This is a genomic window from Celeribacter sp. (assembly GCF_048261515.1).
Lineage (GTDB): Bacteria > Pseudomonadota > Alphaproteobacteria > Rhodobacterales > Rhodobacteraceae > Celeribacter.
In genome coordinates this window covers 1-16,227 of the sequence record NZ_JBLXFZ010000003.1, presented here as the reverse complement: position 1 = coordinate 16,227, position 16,227 = coordinate 1, and the positions used below count along the sequence as shown (strand labels likewise).

The window sequence follows — 16,227 nt, the reverse complement described above, 5'->3', positions numbered from 1 at the left end:
TGGCCACCCCTAGACATGCGCGACCCAACATCTAGGCTGGCAGCATCATGTCCCATTGGCCTCTCACTCCCGACGATATCACACGCCCCGCCTATCGCTCACTGGCGCAGGGCATTTCTGCCGCGATTGCATCGGGCGCGCTTAGTGCGGGAACGCAGCTGCCGACGCACCGCGAACTGGCGTGGAAACTCAATCTCTCGGTCCAGACCGTCAGCCGTGCCTATGAGGAGTTGATCCGCGAAGACCTGATTACGGGCGAAGTCGGGCGCGGCACATTCGTTAAGGCGCGACAAGGCGGGCCTGCGGATGTGCCATGGCATCGTGACACAGATGGCCACCGAAAAGCGCCCATCGACATGTCCAATATGTCGCCCGTGCGCCTGCCTGAGATCGAACAGGCGTGGCGCAATTCGCTGGTCCGCGTGGCCGAGAAACTGCCGCCCGAGGCGATGTATGCGCTGCGCCCCGCGCAGGTCGCCGCACGCTATGGCGGGATGGCATCGAACTGGGTGGCGCGTTGCGGGATGGTGGTGCCTGCCGACCGCATCCTGCTGACCAATGGCGTGACACCCGCGATGTTCGTCGCACTCTCGGCGGCTGCCACACCAGGAGATGTGATCGCCACGCAGAGCGCCACGGGCCACCCGCTCAAACCCGTTGCGCGCCATCTGATGCTGCGCCTTCAAGGGATCGAAGAGGACGACCAAGGGATGATCCCTGAAGCGCTGGTCGAGGCCGCGAAGGCCGCCAAAGGCACGATGAAAGCCGTCTATCTCCTGCCAACCGCATCGGGGCCCCACGCCTATATCATGCCCCGCGACCGCCGTGCCGCCCTAGCAAAAGCTGCCGAGGAAGCGGGGATCGTGATCATCGAAAGCGACCCCTTCGGCCCGCTGGCCCCGCGCCGCCCGCCGCCCGTGACAAGCTTCGCCCCCGATCGGTCCTTCTACCTCACAGGGATGAGCAAATGCCTCTCTCCCGGACTGCGGCTCGGCTTTCTGGTGATGCCTAAATCCCATGCGCAACGCACCCGCGACCGTCACCTGACGGTCTCGTGGACGGCCACACCGATGATGGCGGAGATCGCAACCGACTGGATCGACAGCGGCACAGCAGACACGGTGATCGCCGCACAGCGCGCCGAACTCGCCGCGCGCAACAGGATGGCGATGCGCGAGCTTGGGGCGGCGGCACTGGGCACATTGCACGGGTTGCACCGCTGGCTTCCCCTGCCTGATGGAATGCGCGAAGAGGCAATGCTCGATCTTGCCCTGAAAAACAATGTCGCCGTTGCCGCTGGGTCAACATTCTCCGTCAGCGACCCCGTGCCCGCCGTGCGCATTTGCCTCGGCGGCCCGAGCCGCGCAGACGTGGCCCAAGGCTTGCGCACCATCGCATCTTTTTTGCCCACACCATCCCCCTCCGACGTGCCAAAGAGCGAATTGTCACGATCCAAATTGTCATGATTTAATGTAGTCATTGACATGACAACCCCACGCTTCAAGTGTGCAGAGAGTTAACGCGGCCAGAATACCGCTGCCTGCAACCACGCCCGCGACGACTGGATGAGCGTCACGGGCAATCCAACACAGGGGGTTTGAAATGACCTATAAAACGCTCACCGCTGCCAGTGCTCTTGCGCTTATGCTTGGGGCCACGACGGCCAGCGCCGACACATGGCGCTATGCATTCGAAGAAGCAATGGAAGAAGTTCAGGGTAAATTCGCCCAGAAGTTCAAAGCCGAAATCGAAGCCAATTCCGACCACGAGGTCCAGCTTTTCCCCTTTGGCACCCTGGGCGAATCGGACAGCATCCTTGAGCAGACCCAATCGGGCATCCTGCAATTCGTCGACCAATCGCCGGGCTTTACGGGCGCATCGATCCCAGAGGCACAGGTTTTCTTCGTGCCCTACCTGCTGCCCCAAGACACCGCGACGTTGGCAACCTTCTTCAAGGAATCGAAAGCCATCAACGAGATGTTCCCGCCGCTCTACGCCGAGCAGGGGCTTGAGCTTCTGACCATGTTCCCCGAGGGCGAGGTCATGATGACAACCAAGGAGCCGATCACGGGGCCTGCCGATCTTGACGAGGTGAAATTCCGCGTCATGACCAACCCGCTTCTGGTCGAAAGCTACAAGGCCTTTGGCGCGACGCCTACGCCGCTGCCATGGGGTGAAGTCTACGGCGCGCTTCAGACCGGCATTATCCAAGGTCAGGAAAACCCGGGCTTCTACATCGAGTCCACCAAGATGTATGAGGTGACGGATCACATCACCCGCACAGGTCACAACAACTTCACCACCGCTGTGATGGCGAACAAGGACTTCTTCGACGGTCTGTCCGCCGAGGATCAGGAACTGGTCGAAAACGCCATCGCGACCGCTTTCGATTACATCATCGACTATCAGGACGGTTTGACCGAAGCCTCACTGGCCAAGGTGAAAGAAGCCAAGCCCGAGATCACGATCACCACGTTGACCGAAGAACAGCGCGCGCCGTTCAAGGAAACCGCAGCTTCGGTGGAAGCCACCTACCTTGAGATCGGCGGGGATCAGGCCGAGGCCATCCTCACCCAGCTCAAGGAAGATCTGGCCGCCGCGCAGGGCATGTAAGCGCAGGTGGCGAAACGGGAAACGGGGCCAATCGCGCCCCCACCCCTCACGCCGCCCCGCGCACTCGCGCTCCAAAATCAACGGCGTCGGCCTTGGGTAATGGGCACCACATACCCTCCCTTGGCCGACCCCGAAAAAGAGACAGTGCGCAGGCGCGCGCACCGTCCCGTGACAAGAACGCACACGCTCAAAGGACAGCGGCCATGAAGCCAGAAGATGACGGCGTAACGCCCGATCCCGCGCATGATCCTGCGCTCGACCCCGACAGCCTCGCTGCCATTCCACCGACCGCCACCGACGATGACATCGACGATTCCGCCTATGTGTCTGGCCTGCCTGGATTTCTCGGCGTAATCGACGTTGCCATCGCCCGTATCGAAGCGGTTCTGCTCGCGCTCGGCGTGTTGCTCATGGCGCTCAATACCATGGCCAACGTGGTTGGGCGCTTCATCGTGGGTAAGAGCATCTTCTTCTCCGAGGAGGTCAATCAGGCACTCATCGTGCTGATCACATTCGCAGGTATTTCCTACGCCGCGCGTCACGGTCGCCACATCCGCATGTCCGCCTTTTTCGACGCCACTCCGCCCCCACTGCGCAAGGTTTTGATGATCGTAATCTCGCTCGTGACCTCCGCCGCGATGTTCATGCTGGCGTGGTATGCGCTCGATTACGTCATGACACAGGCGAGCCGCGGCCGCCTCATGCCCGCGCTGCAAATTCCTGTTTGGTGGATCATCGTCTGGGCACCCTTGGGGTTCTTCCTCACGGGGCTGCAATACGCGCTGACCGCAATCAAAAACATGATTCACAAAGATATCTGGCTCTCGACAAGCACCCTTGAGGGCTATGACGACACTGGCGAAGAGGAGGTCTGAGACATGGCAATGGCAATCTTTGGCACGATGATCGTGCTTCTCCTTCTCGGATTTCCCATGATGATCCCGCTGATCGCGGGTTCGTTGATCGGTTTCGTCACCCTGTTCCAAGGCTTCGGCCAGTTGGACACGATGGTGCAGCAAATCCTTGGCGGCATCCGCCCCGCCAGCCTTATCGCGGTACCGATGTTCATCTTCGCCGCCGATATCATGACGCGCGGGCAATCGGCCAACCGCCTCATTGACCTCGTGATGTCTTTCGTGGGCCACCTCAAGGGCGGACTGGCCGTCTCAACGGCCGCCGCCTGCACGCTTTTCGGCGCGGTCTCCGGCTCCACCCAAGCCACCGTGGTCGCCGTCGGTGGCCCCCTGCGTCCCCGTATGCTCAAGGCGGGCTACAAGGACAGCTTTGCTCTGGCGCTGATCGTGAATGCTTCCGACATCGCCTTCCTGATCCCGCCCTCCATCGGCATGATCATCTACGGCGTCGTTTCAGGCACCTCGATTTCCGAACTCTTCATCGCGGGCATCGGGCCTGGGCTTCTGATCCTGATGCTCTTCTCCATCTACTCCTACATCTACGCCATCCGCCACAACGTCCCCACCGAGCCGCGCGCCACATGGGGAGAACGTGCCCGCGCGATGAAGCGTGCGCTGTGGCCACTGGGCTTTCCCGTCATCATCGTCGGCGGCATCTATGGCGGGATCTTCTCCCCCACCGAAGCCGCAGCCGCCTGTGTTCTCTACGCGTTGATCCTTGAAATGGGCGTGTTCCGCGAGATGAGCGTCAAGCAGCTCTATGCCACAGCGAAATCGACGGGGCTGATCACGGCCGTTGTCTTTATCCTCGTGGGCGCCGGCGCGGCCTTCTCCTACGTGATCTCCTTTGCGCAGATACCCCAACAGGTGCTCGGTGCCATCGGCATCGACGAGATGGGCGCTTACGGGGTGCTGTTCACGATCTCGATCGCCTTCTTTGTCGGGTGTATGTTCGTCGATCCGATCGTGGTGATCCTGATCCTCGTGCCGATCTTCGCCCCCGTGGTGAATGCCATCGGCCTCGACCCCGTTCTGGTCGGCACCATCATCACCCTGCAAGTCGCCATCGGCAGCGCCACGCCACCCTTCGGCTGTGACATCTTCACCGCCATCGCCGTGTTCAAGCGCCCCTATGCAGAGGTGGTCAAAGGCACCCCGCCCTTCATCTTCATGCTGCTCTCGGTGGCGGTGTTGCTCATCTTCTTCCCGCAGATCGCCTTGTTCCTGCGTGATCTGGCATTCTCGAAATAGGAGGGCGCGCGATGTTTACCAAAATCCTGATCGCCTGTGACGGCTCCAACGGCGCATTTGCGGCGCTTGAAAAGGCCACTGCGCTGGCCCTGCTCGCAGGAGCGGAACTTTACGTCATCACGGTCTACCGCCACCATTCGATCCTTGAGGCGTCCCTGTCGATGGTGCGCGGGGATCTCAAGACAGAGAACCTCGACGACACCATGCGCACTGTCTCCCGCGAAGCCGCCGAATCCGCCAAAGCCTATGCGCGCGACAAGGGCGTGGAAAAGGTGCATGCCTTCATCAAGGGCGGCCAGTCGGCACGTACTATCGTGGCTTTCGCCAAGGAAAAGGGCTGCGATCTGATCGTGGTTGGCTCGCGCGGACTTGGTTCCGAAGAGGGCTATATGCTGGGCTCTGTGAGCCACAAGGTGACAAGCATCGCGCCCATGCCCGTCCTCGTGACCTAAGGCGCGCGAAGCAACAGAATTCCTGACCATCCCAAATGTGAACAGGAAGAAGGGGGCGCTCAACGGCGCCCCCTTCAATTTTCTCGCGGTTTCGTTCTCGCGTCAGCCGAGCACTTCCGTCACGGCATCGCGGGTCGCTTCGATCACCGTATCGGCCTCTTCGCGCGTCATCACGAAGGGCGGCGCAAAGCCGAGGATATCGCCCTGCGGCATGGCCCGCCCGATCACGCCGCGCTCCAAAAGCGCCCCCGCGATCCGGTAGCCCACCTTCTCGGAAGCATCGAAGAAACGACGGTCATCGCGGTCGGCGACAAACTCCACGGCCGCCATCAAACCTTCGCCGCGCACCTCGCCCACATTGGCGTGACCACCTACGGCGTCTTGCAACCCGTCGCGGAAATACTTCCCTGTCGCACCCGCATTCGTCACCAGATCGAGCTTGTCGATCAGTTCGAGGTTGGCCACCCCGGCGGCGGCGCAGATCGGGTGCGCCGAATAGGTCCAGCCGTGACCGATGGGGCCGTTCTCATCTGTCCCCTGCTCCAGCACCTTCCACATCTTCTCCGACACGATGGAACCAGACAGCGGCGCATAGGCGGAGGTCAGGCCTTTGGCGATGGTGATGAGGTCGGGTTTGATGCCGTAGTGTTCAGAGCCGAACATCGACCCCAGACGTCCGAAGCCCGTCACCACTTCGTCGGCAATGAGCAGAATGTCGTGCTTGTCCAGAACAGCCTGAATGGCCTTCCAATAGCCCGCAGGCGGCGGCACGATCCCGCCTGTACCAAGCACTGGCTCCCCGATCATCGCGGCAATCGTATCGGCCCCTTCCCGCTCAATCGTCGCCTCCAGATTGGCCACACATTGCGCGACGAAATCGGCCTCGGATTGCGCGGCATCCTCGCGGCGGAAGTAGTAAGGCGCGGAGGTGTGGACCACTTGGGACAGCGGCAGATCGAACTTCTTGTGGAACAGCTCCAGCCCCGTCAGCGACCCCGTCATCAACCCCGACCCGTGATAGCCACGCCAGCGGGAGATGATCTTCTTCTTCTCTGGGCGACCGAGTATGTTGTTGTAATACCATACCAATTTGATGTTGGTCTCGTTGGCGTCCGAGCCTGACAGGCCAAAGTAGACCTTCGACATATGATCCGGCGCACGGTCGAGGATCATCTTGGCCAGCGTGATGGAGGCTTCCGTGCCGTGACCCACGTAGGCGTGGTAGTATGCCAACTCGCGCGCCTGCTCGGCGATGGCATCGGCGATCTCGGTCTGGCCATAGCCGACGTTGACACAGTAAAGCCCCGCGAATGCGTCGAGCAGGCGGTTGCCGTCACGATCCTCGATATGGACACCAGAGCCGCCCGTCACGACACGCTGGGGCGCCTCGCCCCGCGCGTGTTGCGCCAGATGGGTGGAGGGGTGAAAGAAGTTTTCGCGGTCCCATTTCGAGAGTTGGTCATTCGTCAACATATGCTGTTTTTCCTTGTCGGTTGTGTGTCGGATTACTGTCGGATTTCCGTCGGACATCTGTCGGGCAACGCGTCGGACCTCAGGCCCAGTCGCGGCAGACGTATTTGACCTCCATGAACTCCTGCATCCCCGCGCGTGCGCCCTCGCGGCCAAGGCCCGATTGCTTGACCCCGCCAAAGGGGATCGGCGCGCCCGTGACCTTGGTGCGGTTAACCGCAACCATGCCGTATTGCAGCGCCCGCGACAGGCGGTAGATGCGGCGCGGATCGTGGGTGTGGACGTAAGCGATCAGGCCGTATTCGCTGTCATTGGCCCGCGCGACGACCTCCTCTTCGCTGTCAAAGGGCGTGATCGGGGCGACAGGACCGAAAGTCTCCTCGCGCATGATCTTCGCCGTATCGGGCACATCTGTCAGCACGGTCGGATGATAGAACAGCGGCCCCAGATCGGACACAGCCCCGCCACAGGCCAACTGCGCGCCCTTGGCCACAGCATCCTCGACCTGCTCGACCTGCTTGGCCACGGCACCCGCATTCATCAGCGGGCCGATGTCGGGATCGTCCATGCCGTTGCCGAGGGTCAGAGCCTTGGTCGCCTCCACGAATTTCGCACAGAAGTCGTCATAGACAGGCCGCTCGACGTAGATGCGGTTGGCTCCGAGGCAATCCTGTCCGGAGGTGGCAAACTTCGCCTTGATAACCTCATCCACGGCGCGGTCGATATCGGCCCCTTTGAAGACCAGAACCGGCGCGTGTCCCCCAAGTTCCAGCACCAGCTTTTTCACCGTCTCCGCCGACTGGCGATAGAGAAGCCGCCCCACTTCGGTCGAGCCAGTGAAGGAAAGCGCGCGCACGCGGTTGTCGTCGCACCACGGCGTCACGATGGTCGGCGCATCGCCCGTGATGACGTTGAACACACCCGCAGGCACCCCCGCCCGCTCGGCCAGTTCGGCCAGCGCCAGCGCGCTATAGGGCGTCTCCTGCGAGGGGTGTGCGACCACGGTGCAGCCCGCGGCAAGTGCTGCGGCGGCCTTGCGCGTCAGCATGGCGGAGGGAAAATTCCACGGGGTGATGAGCGCCACAACCCCCATCGGCTCATACCACAGTTCCATCTCGGCATCGGCCAGATGCGAGGTCACGCCCTCGATATTGGGTCGTTTGGCCTCTTCGGCGTAATACTCAAGAAAGGAGGCGGCATAGTCGATTTCGCCACGCGCCTCGGAGAGCGGCTTGCCCTGTTCCAGCACCATGATCCGCGCCAAGTCTTCCTTGGCCGCAATCACCAGATCGAACCAGCGGCGCAGGATCGCGGAGCGCTCTTGCGGCAGGGTATCGGCCCAATCGGGGAAGGCTGCATCGGCCGCATCCACAGCCTCGCGGGCCTGATCGGCACTCATCGCTGCAACCTCGCCCAATGGCGCACCAGAGGCGGGATCGCTCACGGTCACACTCGCGCCATCGCTGCCGCCGACCCATTTGCCATTCACATAGGAGAAGGCACGCAGCAGGCTTTTATCCTCGATATCGGGGCGCACGGACATGGTGGTCTCGAACATGGGCAGTCTCCTTTCACCCCCACTGTGCCAAGACAGGACAGGAGAAAGAGACCAAATCGCGCAGATGATCGGCCAATTCGGCCTAAAATCCGCGCACCACTAGTCCATTTGGTCTAGGAGCAATCCCAAGGGCAGCGGGCCGCCCTTGACCTGCTTCGTGACGATGTAGGTGAAATAGCGCGCAATCCCGATGCGGGCGTCCAAAAGCGTGTCGATCAGGCGCTGATAGGCGTCGATATCGCGAGCGACGATCTGCAACAGATAGTCGAAGCCGCCCCCCAAAGCCCAGCAGCCCACGATCTCCTCATGCGCCTGAAGGGAGGCTTCAAAAGTCTGGAATGAGGCCTGCGTATGATCGGCCAGTTCGGCCGCGACAAAGACCGTAACCGACGGCCCAAGTTTGCGCAGGTTGATCTCGGCGCGATACCCCTCGATCAGCCCCGCCTTCTCCAGCTTCTTGAACCGCTGCCACGCGGGCGTGGGCGACAGGCCGATGGCCTCGGCCAAACGGGCTTTCGAGACGCGCCCCTCGCGGGAAAGCACGCGCAGAATATCGATATCGCGGGCGTCGAGTTTGATCATTTCAAGAGCTTACGCGGAAATCCCACCGCCTGCATCCCCAATCAGACACGCCAAACGCCACGGCGCAGTCCAGCCGCGCCAGATCGTTCGGCAGAGTCTCGAGGCAGGCGCACCCCCTGCCCCCGCCGCACGAGGTCCGCTTTGATTTCATCGCGTATCTCGGGGAGCATCTGCGCAAGAATATCCCGACACGGCGGATCAAAAAGCGCGGAACGCTGGCACAGGTAATTCGGGGCACCGTCTTTCTTGACAAAACCGAGCTTGAACAGCTCCAGATTGACCAAGGGATGATTGGTCAGGATATAACGCCCGACGCGAGGCCCATCCGCACCATCGGGCGTGTCGTCACTATACTTCCCGCGCGGCCCCTCATAGGCGGCGACGGCATCGCGCGCCTGTGGCGACAGCTTGCTTAGATCGGCGGCCTCGCGCGCGGTGCGCAGGGTCGACATCGCTAGCCCGCCTCTTACACAGGCCTCGGTCAGCCGCATCTCGCCATTGCGCACCGTGCGCAGCTTGTTGTTCGACATCTTGTAGCATCGCCAGAAGTGCACGAAGGCCGCGCTCTCCACCGCCCTGCGCGAGAATAACATCATGTAGGATTGCAGATGCCGCAGATGGGGGCTGCGGTGTGCGTAGTAAACGGGGCCCGCCAGATCGGCCTCCATCGCCTCAAGACGATTGAGGAGATCGCAATCTCCGAACAGCGGGAACCAGATGGAGTCGTTAAGCAGCAACAGACGCGACGGGGATACGCCACTCTCAAGGAGGTCAAGGATCGCTTTCTGGTAGCCGCCGAAATCATATCCGTGGTTTGGCCGCTGGAGGATGCGCGCGCAATGGGGGCGCACCATGTCGAGATCGTTCTCGGACAGCGGCGCGTTGGACACCAGATGCACCGAATATCCCTTGGCCGCCAGATGCGCACAGGTGATGCCCGCGCTCGCGCCGAGACCATCGGGTTGATAGACCAGAAAGATCGCCACCTTGTCGGTTTGAGGCCCCTCCCCATCCAGCCAAATCCCGTCTCCGTGCCGTGCCCGATAGAGGCGAAACCACGCTTGTTCAACGAAGTGCATCGAGGCGAAGGTGAACTGTCGCCAGATACGAAGGGCTTCGCGACGCAGCTTCCACATCGGGATCACTGCGCAACCTCAAGAGGCTTTTCATCGAGCCGGTCACACAAGAGCGCCAAGTTGAGGAACGTCAGCCCATCGGTGCGAGCCTTGCCCTCCAGATAATCCAGCGCCCAGAGGAATCGCTCGCGGGTCTTGGGATGGGTCAGCACATCGGTCCGGCAGTCGCCTGCTATGACGGGCGCACCTTCGGCGAGGGCCCGCGTGATCAGGGTATCGACCCACTCGGGGTTGGTGCCAAACAGCAATTTATTATAGCGGTCCTCACCCTTGCGCGTTTTTCCGACCACACCACCCGTGATGGGAAACTCCCAAAGCCCGTAATTGCTCGGCCCCTCGCGGGTAAAGTCAGCGGCCGAAGGTTTAAACGGATATCGCGGCGTGTTGCGATAGTCGGGCGTGGTGCCATTCGCCAACTCGCCCTTGCCATTTGCCCCTTTCGGCGCGCGTCCTGGCGTCATGGTGAAATCGGCGCGCACGTTGTGCTCTTCCATGATCGCTATGGCGCAAGAGTGCATGAAGCTGTCCCCCAAAGACATTGCGGTCGGCGCACGCCCGACGTTGGCACGGAAGGTGTCGAGCGACTGGTGCACACAATGCGAAATCCACTCTTCATCGGCAAACTCGGCCAGCCATGTATCGCGGAAAAACTTGCGCACGGGCCGCCACGTATGGATATGCACGCCAAGCGTATCATTCGTATCAAGGATCTGCGCGATCTCCTGCTCGAAATTGGCGAATATCCAATCGGCCCGCCCGTAGGCGATTTCGATTTGGGGGTCCATGCGCAGATTCCAGTTAAAGGAGACAGGTGCCCCGCTGGCGTCCTCAAGGCCCCGCCGTCGCTCCATCATCAGCGCAACCAGCTCCGAAAACCCCGCCCAATCGTCAGGTTTCCCCTTCACCAATCGCTGCGCAGGCTCGACATCAATGTTGAAAATGATAGGCGTCATCGGATTTCGCTCCCCGTATCCTTGTCTCAAACAGTCTTACGAAGGCACGCAAACGCCCAGCAACAGACAAAGGTTAACGCCACCTCACGCCAATGCAATTGCTATTGCCCTGGACATCGCACTGAGAACGTTCTTTTCGGACTACGGGGATAGGCCAAAGAACGCCGGAGGCAAGGTCACAGAAAACAGCGCAGCGATCAAGCCCGCGCGCCATCTCTTTCAACCTCATGAAACCTTGAAGCTATCCAGCCTCCACAAAGGCTTCGATTGATGCAATCACGCTGTCGGCAACCGTCTGCATCGCCGCCTCACCCGCCCATGCGACATGGGGTGTGAGGATGAAATCGGGCCTGTCGAGGAGCGTCATGAAGGGGTGGTCGGCGGCGGGCGGTTCGGCGGATGCGGCATCGACGCCCGCGCCAGAAATCAGCCCCTCGCGCAGCGCCGCGGCAAGGTCGTCTTCGACAATCAATCCGCCCCGCGCGGTGTTGATGACAATCGGCGCGCGGTCCATTTTCTCGAACTCGGCCCGTCCGAGCAGCCCGACATTCGAGTGCTCCAAGGGGCAATGCAGGGTGAGCACGTCGCACCAACCAAGCGCCTCCTCAAAGGGCATCCGCCCCTCAGGAACCTGCGTGGCCCCTTTGCGGCCCGTAAAGGCAACTTTCATACCGAATGCACGGGCGATATTGGCTACCGCCTGTCCAATCGCGCCACTTCCGACAATTGCGATCCTGCTCCCGCGCAGCTCTTTGATCGGGTGGGTGTGGATGCAGAACTGGCCCGAAGCCTGCCAAGCCCCCTTCGCGACATCCGCCATATAGCCCGGAATGGCGCGACGCAGGGCGAGAATGAGGGCAAAGGTATGCTCCGCCACGGTATCCTTTGCATAGCCCGCAACATTCCTGACCTCGATGCCCCGCTCACGGCAGGTGTCGAGATCGACATTGTCGGTTCCCGTGGCCGTGACGGCGATCATCTTCAACTTGGGTAGGGCGCACAGGATGTCGCGCGGCAGCTTCACCTTGTTCACAACGGCGATATCGGCCTCCCCGAGACGCTCCAACACCTGATCGGGCGCGGTTTGCGCATAGTCGGTCCACGTGTGATCAAATGCGGGTCTGCGCAAGGCCACGCTCTCGGCAAGAGTTGCACGATCAAGAAATACGATTTTCATGGCAATAGCCCTCCCCAATCGGCCAAAACAAGCGTCGCACGACAGTCATTCGCATCCGTAGGGGCCAGCCCTGAGATCGAAAGCCCGCCCTGTCGAGAAAACTATAATCGCCCTCGCGCACGAGCACATCCACAACCTCGGCCGTCCACGCATTTCACACCTTCGCGCAAGTCATGCCCGCCCGAAGCAGCCCGTCCTGCTTGTCATTCGACAGGTGTGCCAAACGCTGCGATAGCGACCCCGAGCAAAGCCAGAAGGGTAAAGAGGGTCGTTCGCGCAGGATAGCCTGACCGTGCGGCCCGCACCGCGGCAATGGCGGATTGTAACGCGTAGTAAAGGGCGAAGGCCCGCGACGCATAGCTGATGATTTCGAAGATATTGGCCGTCCACGTGAGCAAAAGTCCGATACCGACCAGAAAGGTATAGGCCAGCTTTTCGGACACAAGCCCCCTGCTCACCTCGGCAAACAAGCCGCCTGATCCATTTGTATCCGCAATGGCGGCGCTGAACTGGGCGCTCAATGCCGCCACGACCAAAAGCAGTGGCAGGATTGGAGCAACGATCTGCATCAGGTCGATGATCGCGGTTTCGTCCAAAGACAAAGGATCGGACTCGAATGCGTAGGACAGCAACACAATATACAGACAGTAAATGCCGGTGGACAGTAACTGGGCCATGCGCATGGACCTGACACGCATGGCGGCGTCATATGTTGCGCCAAGATAGCGCGATGTCTCGAACCCTTGGACGGTGACGATCAAACCAGCCATAAGTGTGAGGCCCGCCCAACCTGTGACCTGCGGTGAGCCAAACTTTAATTCCTGTTGCGCGGAGACGTCGTAGAAGTGAACTGAAAGGCCACATAAGAGACCTGCAATGATGGCGAGCTTCAAACCAACCGCAACCTGCTCCATTCGCTCAAGCGCTGCAAAGCCGCGCGTCACGCCTGTAAACAGGATCAGCAGAAATACCGAACTGGTCAGCATGTTGGCGTGAAAGGCGTCGTTCAGCTGCGTCAAGCTCACGCCAAACGCCCCGAACAGGTTGAGATAGTAAGCGACGGAAACCACGTAAGCGAAAGCAAGGACACAGGACGACATCGTTTCAAGCGCACTCACAACGCGCGACGAAGGTGGCTTCCGGTCCATGTCCGCAATGTTGAATCTGATCGCACTGCCAAAAAGATACGCCACCGCACATAGGCCAATCATCACGAGCGGAGCATAGCCTCCGAAGCTGACATCAAGGATGGGCCCCAAAACCAGAAAGCCGCTCCCAATTATCGACGCCAAAGGGGTGACGGTCGCCCGCCAGCTTCTCGCATTAGAGAGCCGAGGCCAGATCAATACTGCCCCTGTTAATGTGACCGTTGCGAGAATAAGAGCGTTCAACATGGCGCGAGGAATACACCTGCTTTGCGGCGGAGTAACACCCCGAATTTAAGAGCGCTCATTTGTGCATGTCACGGCATTGGTCAACAAGGGTCAGCATTCATTGGCCCCTCAGCATAAGTTACGCGGTCATTCACGACGCTGAACGCCCCAAGCGTGTAATCTGGCTGCATCACCCAGAACCTCTCCCAGATGCTTGGTCTATGATCTGGCTCCACAGGCTTGTGGTTTCGCAATCAAAACAGCGCCTGAATTCAGGCGCTGTTTTACTTTTACGACTTCATGGCGGGCTTAGAATTCAAACCGAATTACGGCCTGAAGGGCATGGCTTGAATGGTTCTCACCGAAGGCCCCACGATAGCCGCCCTGCAGGGTTGTCTTCGATGTGGATGTCGCACCGAGCGTGGTGGAGAAACCCAGTTCAAGATCAACCCATTGGTCATCAAACTCGTCCACGGGAACAGATGTCGTGGGAAGGCCGACAAAGCCTGTCTCGATCAGCTGATCGTCTCCCGAGGCATTCGTCAGCGACAGAGCGCCTGTCAGAACAGTCTCCCCTCTGGACTGCGGCAGGGTGTACGAGCCCTCGATACCGACCGATGCGATGGTGACTTCACCGCTTTGATCGCCAATGGAGAGGTTCCACGCACCAGCACCTGTTTCATCGAAGCCGCCAACCTTTTGTTTGTAATACTCAAGCGACGCGCGCGGACCGTAGGTGAATGCACCGCTTTGGAACATGTATTGCGCATTGAGGGCTGCGAAGACCTGAGAGCCGTCAGTTTTGCCCTTTGCAATCTCGCCCATCACATTGCGGGTGCTTTCAAAGGACAGGTCCTGATAGCCGAGCATGGCGCTGATACTGCCGCCATTCCCGAAGGCTTTCCGACCAAATACGGCGATGGACAGCGCATCCGTGTCAACAGACCCCAAATCGCCCTGCGCATCAGCCGATCCCGTGCCTGCGCCGATCATGACACCAAAGCCCAATGTCGGATCTAGCCGCCATTCCGCACCTGCGGCAAAGGAATAGCTGTCAATGTCATAGCCTGCGCCATCAGTCGTGCGATCATAGCTCGCTGTTTCGCCCTGTATGGAGACAAACCCAGTGGCATCCTCTCCGATCGCCCAACCGTTGGGCAGGCCTTTCGTGGACAGGGTAGCTCCTGACGCGCCTCGCACAGTCCCCACTTCGGGTAGAGCCGCCGTCATTGCGCTCCCCAGTTCATAGGACAGTGAGCTGTAGCTTCCCAAGAAACTGAAACCAACGCTTTCCAAGGCAGCATGCCGCTCTGCGTCATCCTCGATGTCGAGAATCTCTTCGACTGCGGCCTCATAGGTTCCCGCATTTCCCATATCGAGATAGGGCACTTGGGCGGCGCCATCCAGCATGCCTGCGACTTTGAACTGATACTCGGTGGCGGCATCCGCGACAATTTCCGCGAAGATCGGCGCGAGGCGCAGGGTCACTTGATCGCCATCGACATCGCCCAGACTGATCATGAAGTTCAGGTTCATGTTCCGCAGGTCTTCGATGATATCGACACTCAAAAGGTCATTGCTTTCCATGAGCGCGACGATCTCTTCGGGAACGTCGTCCCCAGGAATATAGTCGAGGCTACCGAGATCAACGCCAAGCGTATCGGCAAGGTTTTGCAGTTTCTCGTCGAGTTCGTCCCCCGCAAGACCCAGCGTGCCATAAACCCACGCTCCGGTGCTGACGTTATGCCACGCAACGAGTTTAGGCTCATCTGCCTCTTCGTCAAAGCTCGACATATCAAAGAAGAACCCGTCAGGCACCTGACTGTCATCAAGGAAACCGTTCCCGAACAATTGGTCATACGTGGCATTGCCGGTCATCTCGCCAAGCTTGATGAGCGCGTCTTCAAATTGAACTGTGTTCATCACGGCTTTATCGCCGCCATCAAAAAAGCCGGTGTCCCCTTCGTTCCCGCCATTGCCGAACAGCCCGTCGGGCAGGTTGAATTTTCCGCCGTCAAATTGGAGATCGAACAAGGCCTGATAGGCAGGGTCGCTTGCATCAAAGGCGGTGAAATCATCACCCGTCCCCGTGCCCAGTTCGAGGGTATAGCCAACCATCCGCGCGCCCGTGAGGTTCGAGGTTTTGCCGTAGACGTAATACTCGGTGATATCTCCGGTGCTTTGCGTGCTCAGGCTGATGTCCATGCCATCTGCGCCTGTGAGACGGGTCTTGACCCGCTTGCCAGAGCCGCGCTCCGCATCGCATCCTTCAAGGGCGGGATTATTGGCCATAAGGCAATTGGCGATGCCGTTCGGGCTGGAAGTGTTTTCGTATGTCACATTAGGTGCGTCTGTGAATGACTTGATACCCGGCTCAAGAATACCTTCCGCAGGATCGGCAAAAACATAGCCATCCCCCGTGACGCCAATCACTGGAATTTCGTCGAATGCGCCAGCAAACGCCGGCGTCGCCATCAGCGCAAAAATTGCAATCGGTGCGCAGCTTTGAAGTTTAAGTGTTTTAAGAGACATATTTTCCCTCCCCGAGAAATGCCCCGAATGCGGGGCGCAGGAAACAACGCAATCACCTGATTACGTATTCAAATGTTATCATGTGTTTTCTCGAGGAGATATGATCCAAGTCATGCCGTGACTTTTATGAAGTACTGTCGAGAGGTGGTCGCGTAAATTCGGACCATTGTTTAAGGTGGATCGCATAACGAACGAGACGATCCATAATGAGCAAAA

The 16,227-nt window shown here is 59.7% G+C and carries 13 protein-coding genes; 5 read left to right on the top strand and 8 right to left on the bottom strand.

All coding sequences use genetic code 11. The features are described 5' to 3' along the window. The first annotated feature begins 47 nt into the window (after positions 1 to 47). From ACN0SC_RS07110 to ACN0SC_RS07090, 5 genes are all read left to right on the top strand, one after another. Positions 48 to 1,466 carry a PLP-dependent aminotransferase family protein gene (locus ACN0SC_RS07110; RefSeq protein WP_417248973.1) on the top strand — a complete coding sequence of 473 codons (1,419 nt, stop codon included), beginning with the start codon at positions 48 to 50 and terminating at the stop codon, positions 1,464 to 1,466. 136 nt (positions 1,467 to 1,602) lie between these two features. Next, positions 1,603 to 2,613 (top strand): TRAP transporter substrate-binding protein DctP, encoded by a 1,011-nt coding sequence (gene dctP / locus ACN0SC_RS07105; RefSeq protein WP_417248972.1) that lies wholly within the window; start codon positions 1,603 to 1,605, stop codon positions 2,611 to 2,613. A gap of 203 nt (positions 2,614 to 2,816) precedes the next feature. Beyond that, positions 2,817 to 3,488 carry a TRAP transporter small permease gene (locus ACN0SC_RS07100; protein ID WP_417248971.1) on the top strand — a complete coding sequence of 224 codons (672 nt, stop codon included), beginning with the start codon at positions 2,817 to 2,819 and terminating at the stop codon, positions 3,486 to 3,488. 3 nt (positions 3,489 to 3,491) lie between these two features. Further along, positions 3,492 to 4,778 (top strand): TRAP transporter large permease, encoded by a 1,287-nt coding sequence (locus ACN0SC_RS07095; RefSeq protein ID WP_417248970.1) that lies wholly within the window; start codon positions 3,492 to 3,494, stop codon positions 4,776 to 4,778. Positions 4,779 to 4,789: 11 nt separating this feature from the next. Next, positions 4,790 to 5,230 (top strand): universal stress protein, encoded by a 441-nt coding sequence (locus ACN0SC_RS07090; RefSeq protein ID WP_417248969.1) that lies wholly within the window; start codon positions 4,790 to 4,792, stop codon positions 5,228 to 5,230. 102 nt (positions 5,231 to 5,332) lie between these two features. Here ACN0SC_RS07090 and ACN0SC_RS07085 read toward each other — a convergent pair whose 3' ends face one another. The 8 genes from ACN0SC_RS07085 to ACN0SC_RS07050 form a co-directional block, all read right to left on the bottom strand. Then, complete coding sequence (locus ACN0SC_RS07085; protein ID WP_417248968.1) at positions 5,333 to 6,703, bottom strand: aspartate aminotransferase family protein; 1,371 nt, start codon at positions 6,701 to 6,703, stop codon at positions 5,333 to 5,335. Between the two features lie 79 nt (positions 6,704 to 6,782). Beyond that, entirely contained in the window at positions 6,783 to 8,258 is a 1,476-nt protein-coding gene (locus ACN0SC_RS07080) for an NAD-dependent succinate-semialdehyde dehydrogenase (protein WP_417248967.1), read from the bottom strand. Between the two features lie 99 nt (positions 8,259 to 8,357). Continuing rightward, positions 8,358 to 8,840, bottom strand: a complete 483-nt coding sequence (locus ACN0SC_RS07075) for an Lrp/AsnC family transcriptional regulator (protein ID WP_417248966.1) — start codon at positions 8,838 to 8,840, stop codon at positions 8,358 to 8,360. 41 nt (positions 8,841 to 8,881) lie between these two features. Then, complete coding sequence (locus ACN0SC_RS07070; RefSeq protein WP_417249235.1) at positions 8,882 to 9,976, bottom strand: rhamnan synthesis F family protein; 1,095 nt, start codon at positions 9,974 to 9,976, stop codon at positions 8,882 to 8,884. Positions 9,977 to 9,981: 5 nt separating this feature from the next. Then, positions 9,982 to 10,929 carry a hypothetical protein gene (locus ACN0SC_RS07065; protein WP_417248965.1) on the bottom strand — a complete coding sequence of 316 codons (948 nt, stop codon included), beginning with the start codon at positions 10,927 to 10,929 and terminating at the stop codon, positions 9,982 to 9,984. A gap of 241 nt (positions 10,930 to 11,170) precedes the next feature. Continuing rightward, entirely contained in the window at positions 11,171 to 12,106 is a 936-nt protein-coding gene (locus tag ACN0SC_RS07060) for a D-2-hydroxyacid dehydrogenase (RefSeq protein ID WP_417248964.1), read from the bottom strand. Positions 12,107 to 12,309: 203 nt separating this feature from the next. After that, positions 12,310 to 13,206: a hypothetical protein gene (locus tag ACN0SC_RS07055; RefSeq protein WP_417248963.1), complete on the bottom strand. Its 897-nt coding sequence runs from the start codon at positions 13,204 to 13,206 to the stop codon at positions 12,310 to 12,312. A 582-nt stretch (positions 13,207 to 13,788) separates the two neighbouring features. Next, the gene (locus ACN0SC_RS07050) at positions 13,789 to 16,011 is read right to left on the bottom strand and encodes a choice-of-anchor F family protein (RefSeq protein ID WP_417248962.1); all 2,223 of its coding nucleotides are present in this window, start codon (positions 16,009 to 16,011) and stop codon (positions 13,789 to 13,791) included. Positions 16,012 to 16,227: the final 216 nt, after the last annotated feature.

What these genes read in the sequence shown, in the direction of transcription:
- ACN0SC_RS07075 (WP_417248966.1), bottom strand. Translation starts at nt 8,840, where the DNA reads ATGATCAAACTCGACGCCCGCGATATCGATATTCTGCGCGTGCTTTCC.
- ACN0SC_RS07095 (WP_417248970.1), top strand. Translation starts at nt 3,492, where the DNA reads ATGGCAATGGCAATCTTTGGCACGATGATCGTGCTTCTCCTTCTCGGA.
- ACN0SC_RS07090 (WP_417248969.1), top strand. Translation starts at nt 4,790, where the DNA reads ATGTTTACCAAAATCCTGATCGCCTGTGACGGCTCCAACGGCGCATTT.
- ACN0SC_RS07110 (WP_417248973.1), top strand. Translation starts at nt 48, where the DNA reads ATGTCCCATTGGCCTCTCACTCCCGACGATATCACACGCCCCGCCTAT.
- ACN0SC_RS07065 (WP_417248965.1), bottom strand. Translation starts at nt 10,929, where the DNA reads ATGACGCCTATCATTTTCAACATTGATGTCGAGCCTGCGCAGCGATTG.
- dctP (WP_417248972.1), top strand. Translation starts at nt 1,603, where the DNA reads ATGACCTATAAAACGCTCACCGCTGCCAGTGCTCTTGCGCTTATGCTT.
- ACN0SC_RS07050 (WP_417248962.1), bottom strand. Translation starts at nt 16,011, where the DNA reads ATGTCTCTTAAAACACTTAAACTTCAAAGCTGCGCACCGATTGCAATT.
- ACN0SC_RS07055 (WP_417248963.1), bottom strand. Translation starts at nt 13,206, where the DNA reads ATGTCGTCCTGTGTCCTTGCTTTCGCTTACGTGGTTTCCGTCGCTTAC.
- ACN0SC_RS07060 (WP_417248964.1), bottom strand. Translation starts at nt 12,106, where the DNA reads ATGAAAATCGTATTTCTTGATCGTGCAACTCTTGCCGAGAGCGTGGCC.
- ACN0SC_RS07070 (WP_417249235.1), bottom strand. Translation starts at nt 9,976, where the DNA reads ATGTGGAAGCTGCGTCGCGAAGCCCTTCGTATCTGGCGACAGTTCACC.
- ACN0SC_RS07080 (WP_417248967.1), bottom strand. Translation starts at nt 8,258, where the DNA reads ATGTTCGAGACCACCATGTCCGTGCGCCCCGATATCGAGGATAAAAGC.
- ACN0SC_RS07085 (WP_417248968.1), bottom strand. Translation starts at nt 6,703, where the DNA reads ATGTTGACGAATGACCAACTCTCGAAATGGGACCGCGAAAACTTCTTT.
- ACN0SC_RS07100 (WP_417248971.1), top strand. Translation starts at nt 2,817, where the DNA reads ATGAAGCCAGAAGATGACGGCGTAACGCCCGATCCCGCGCATGATCCT.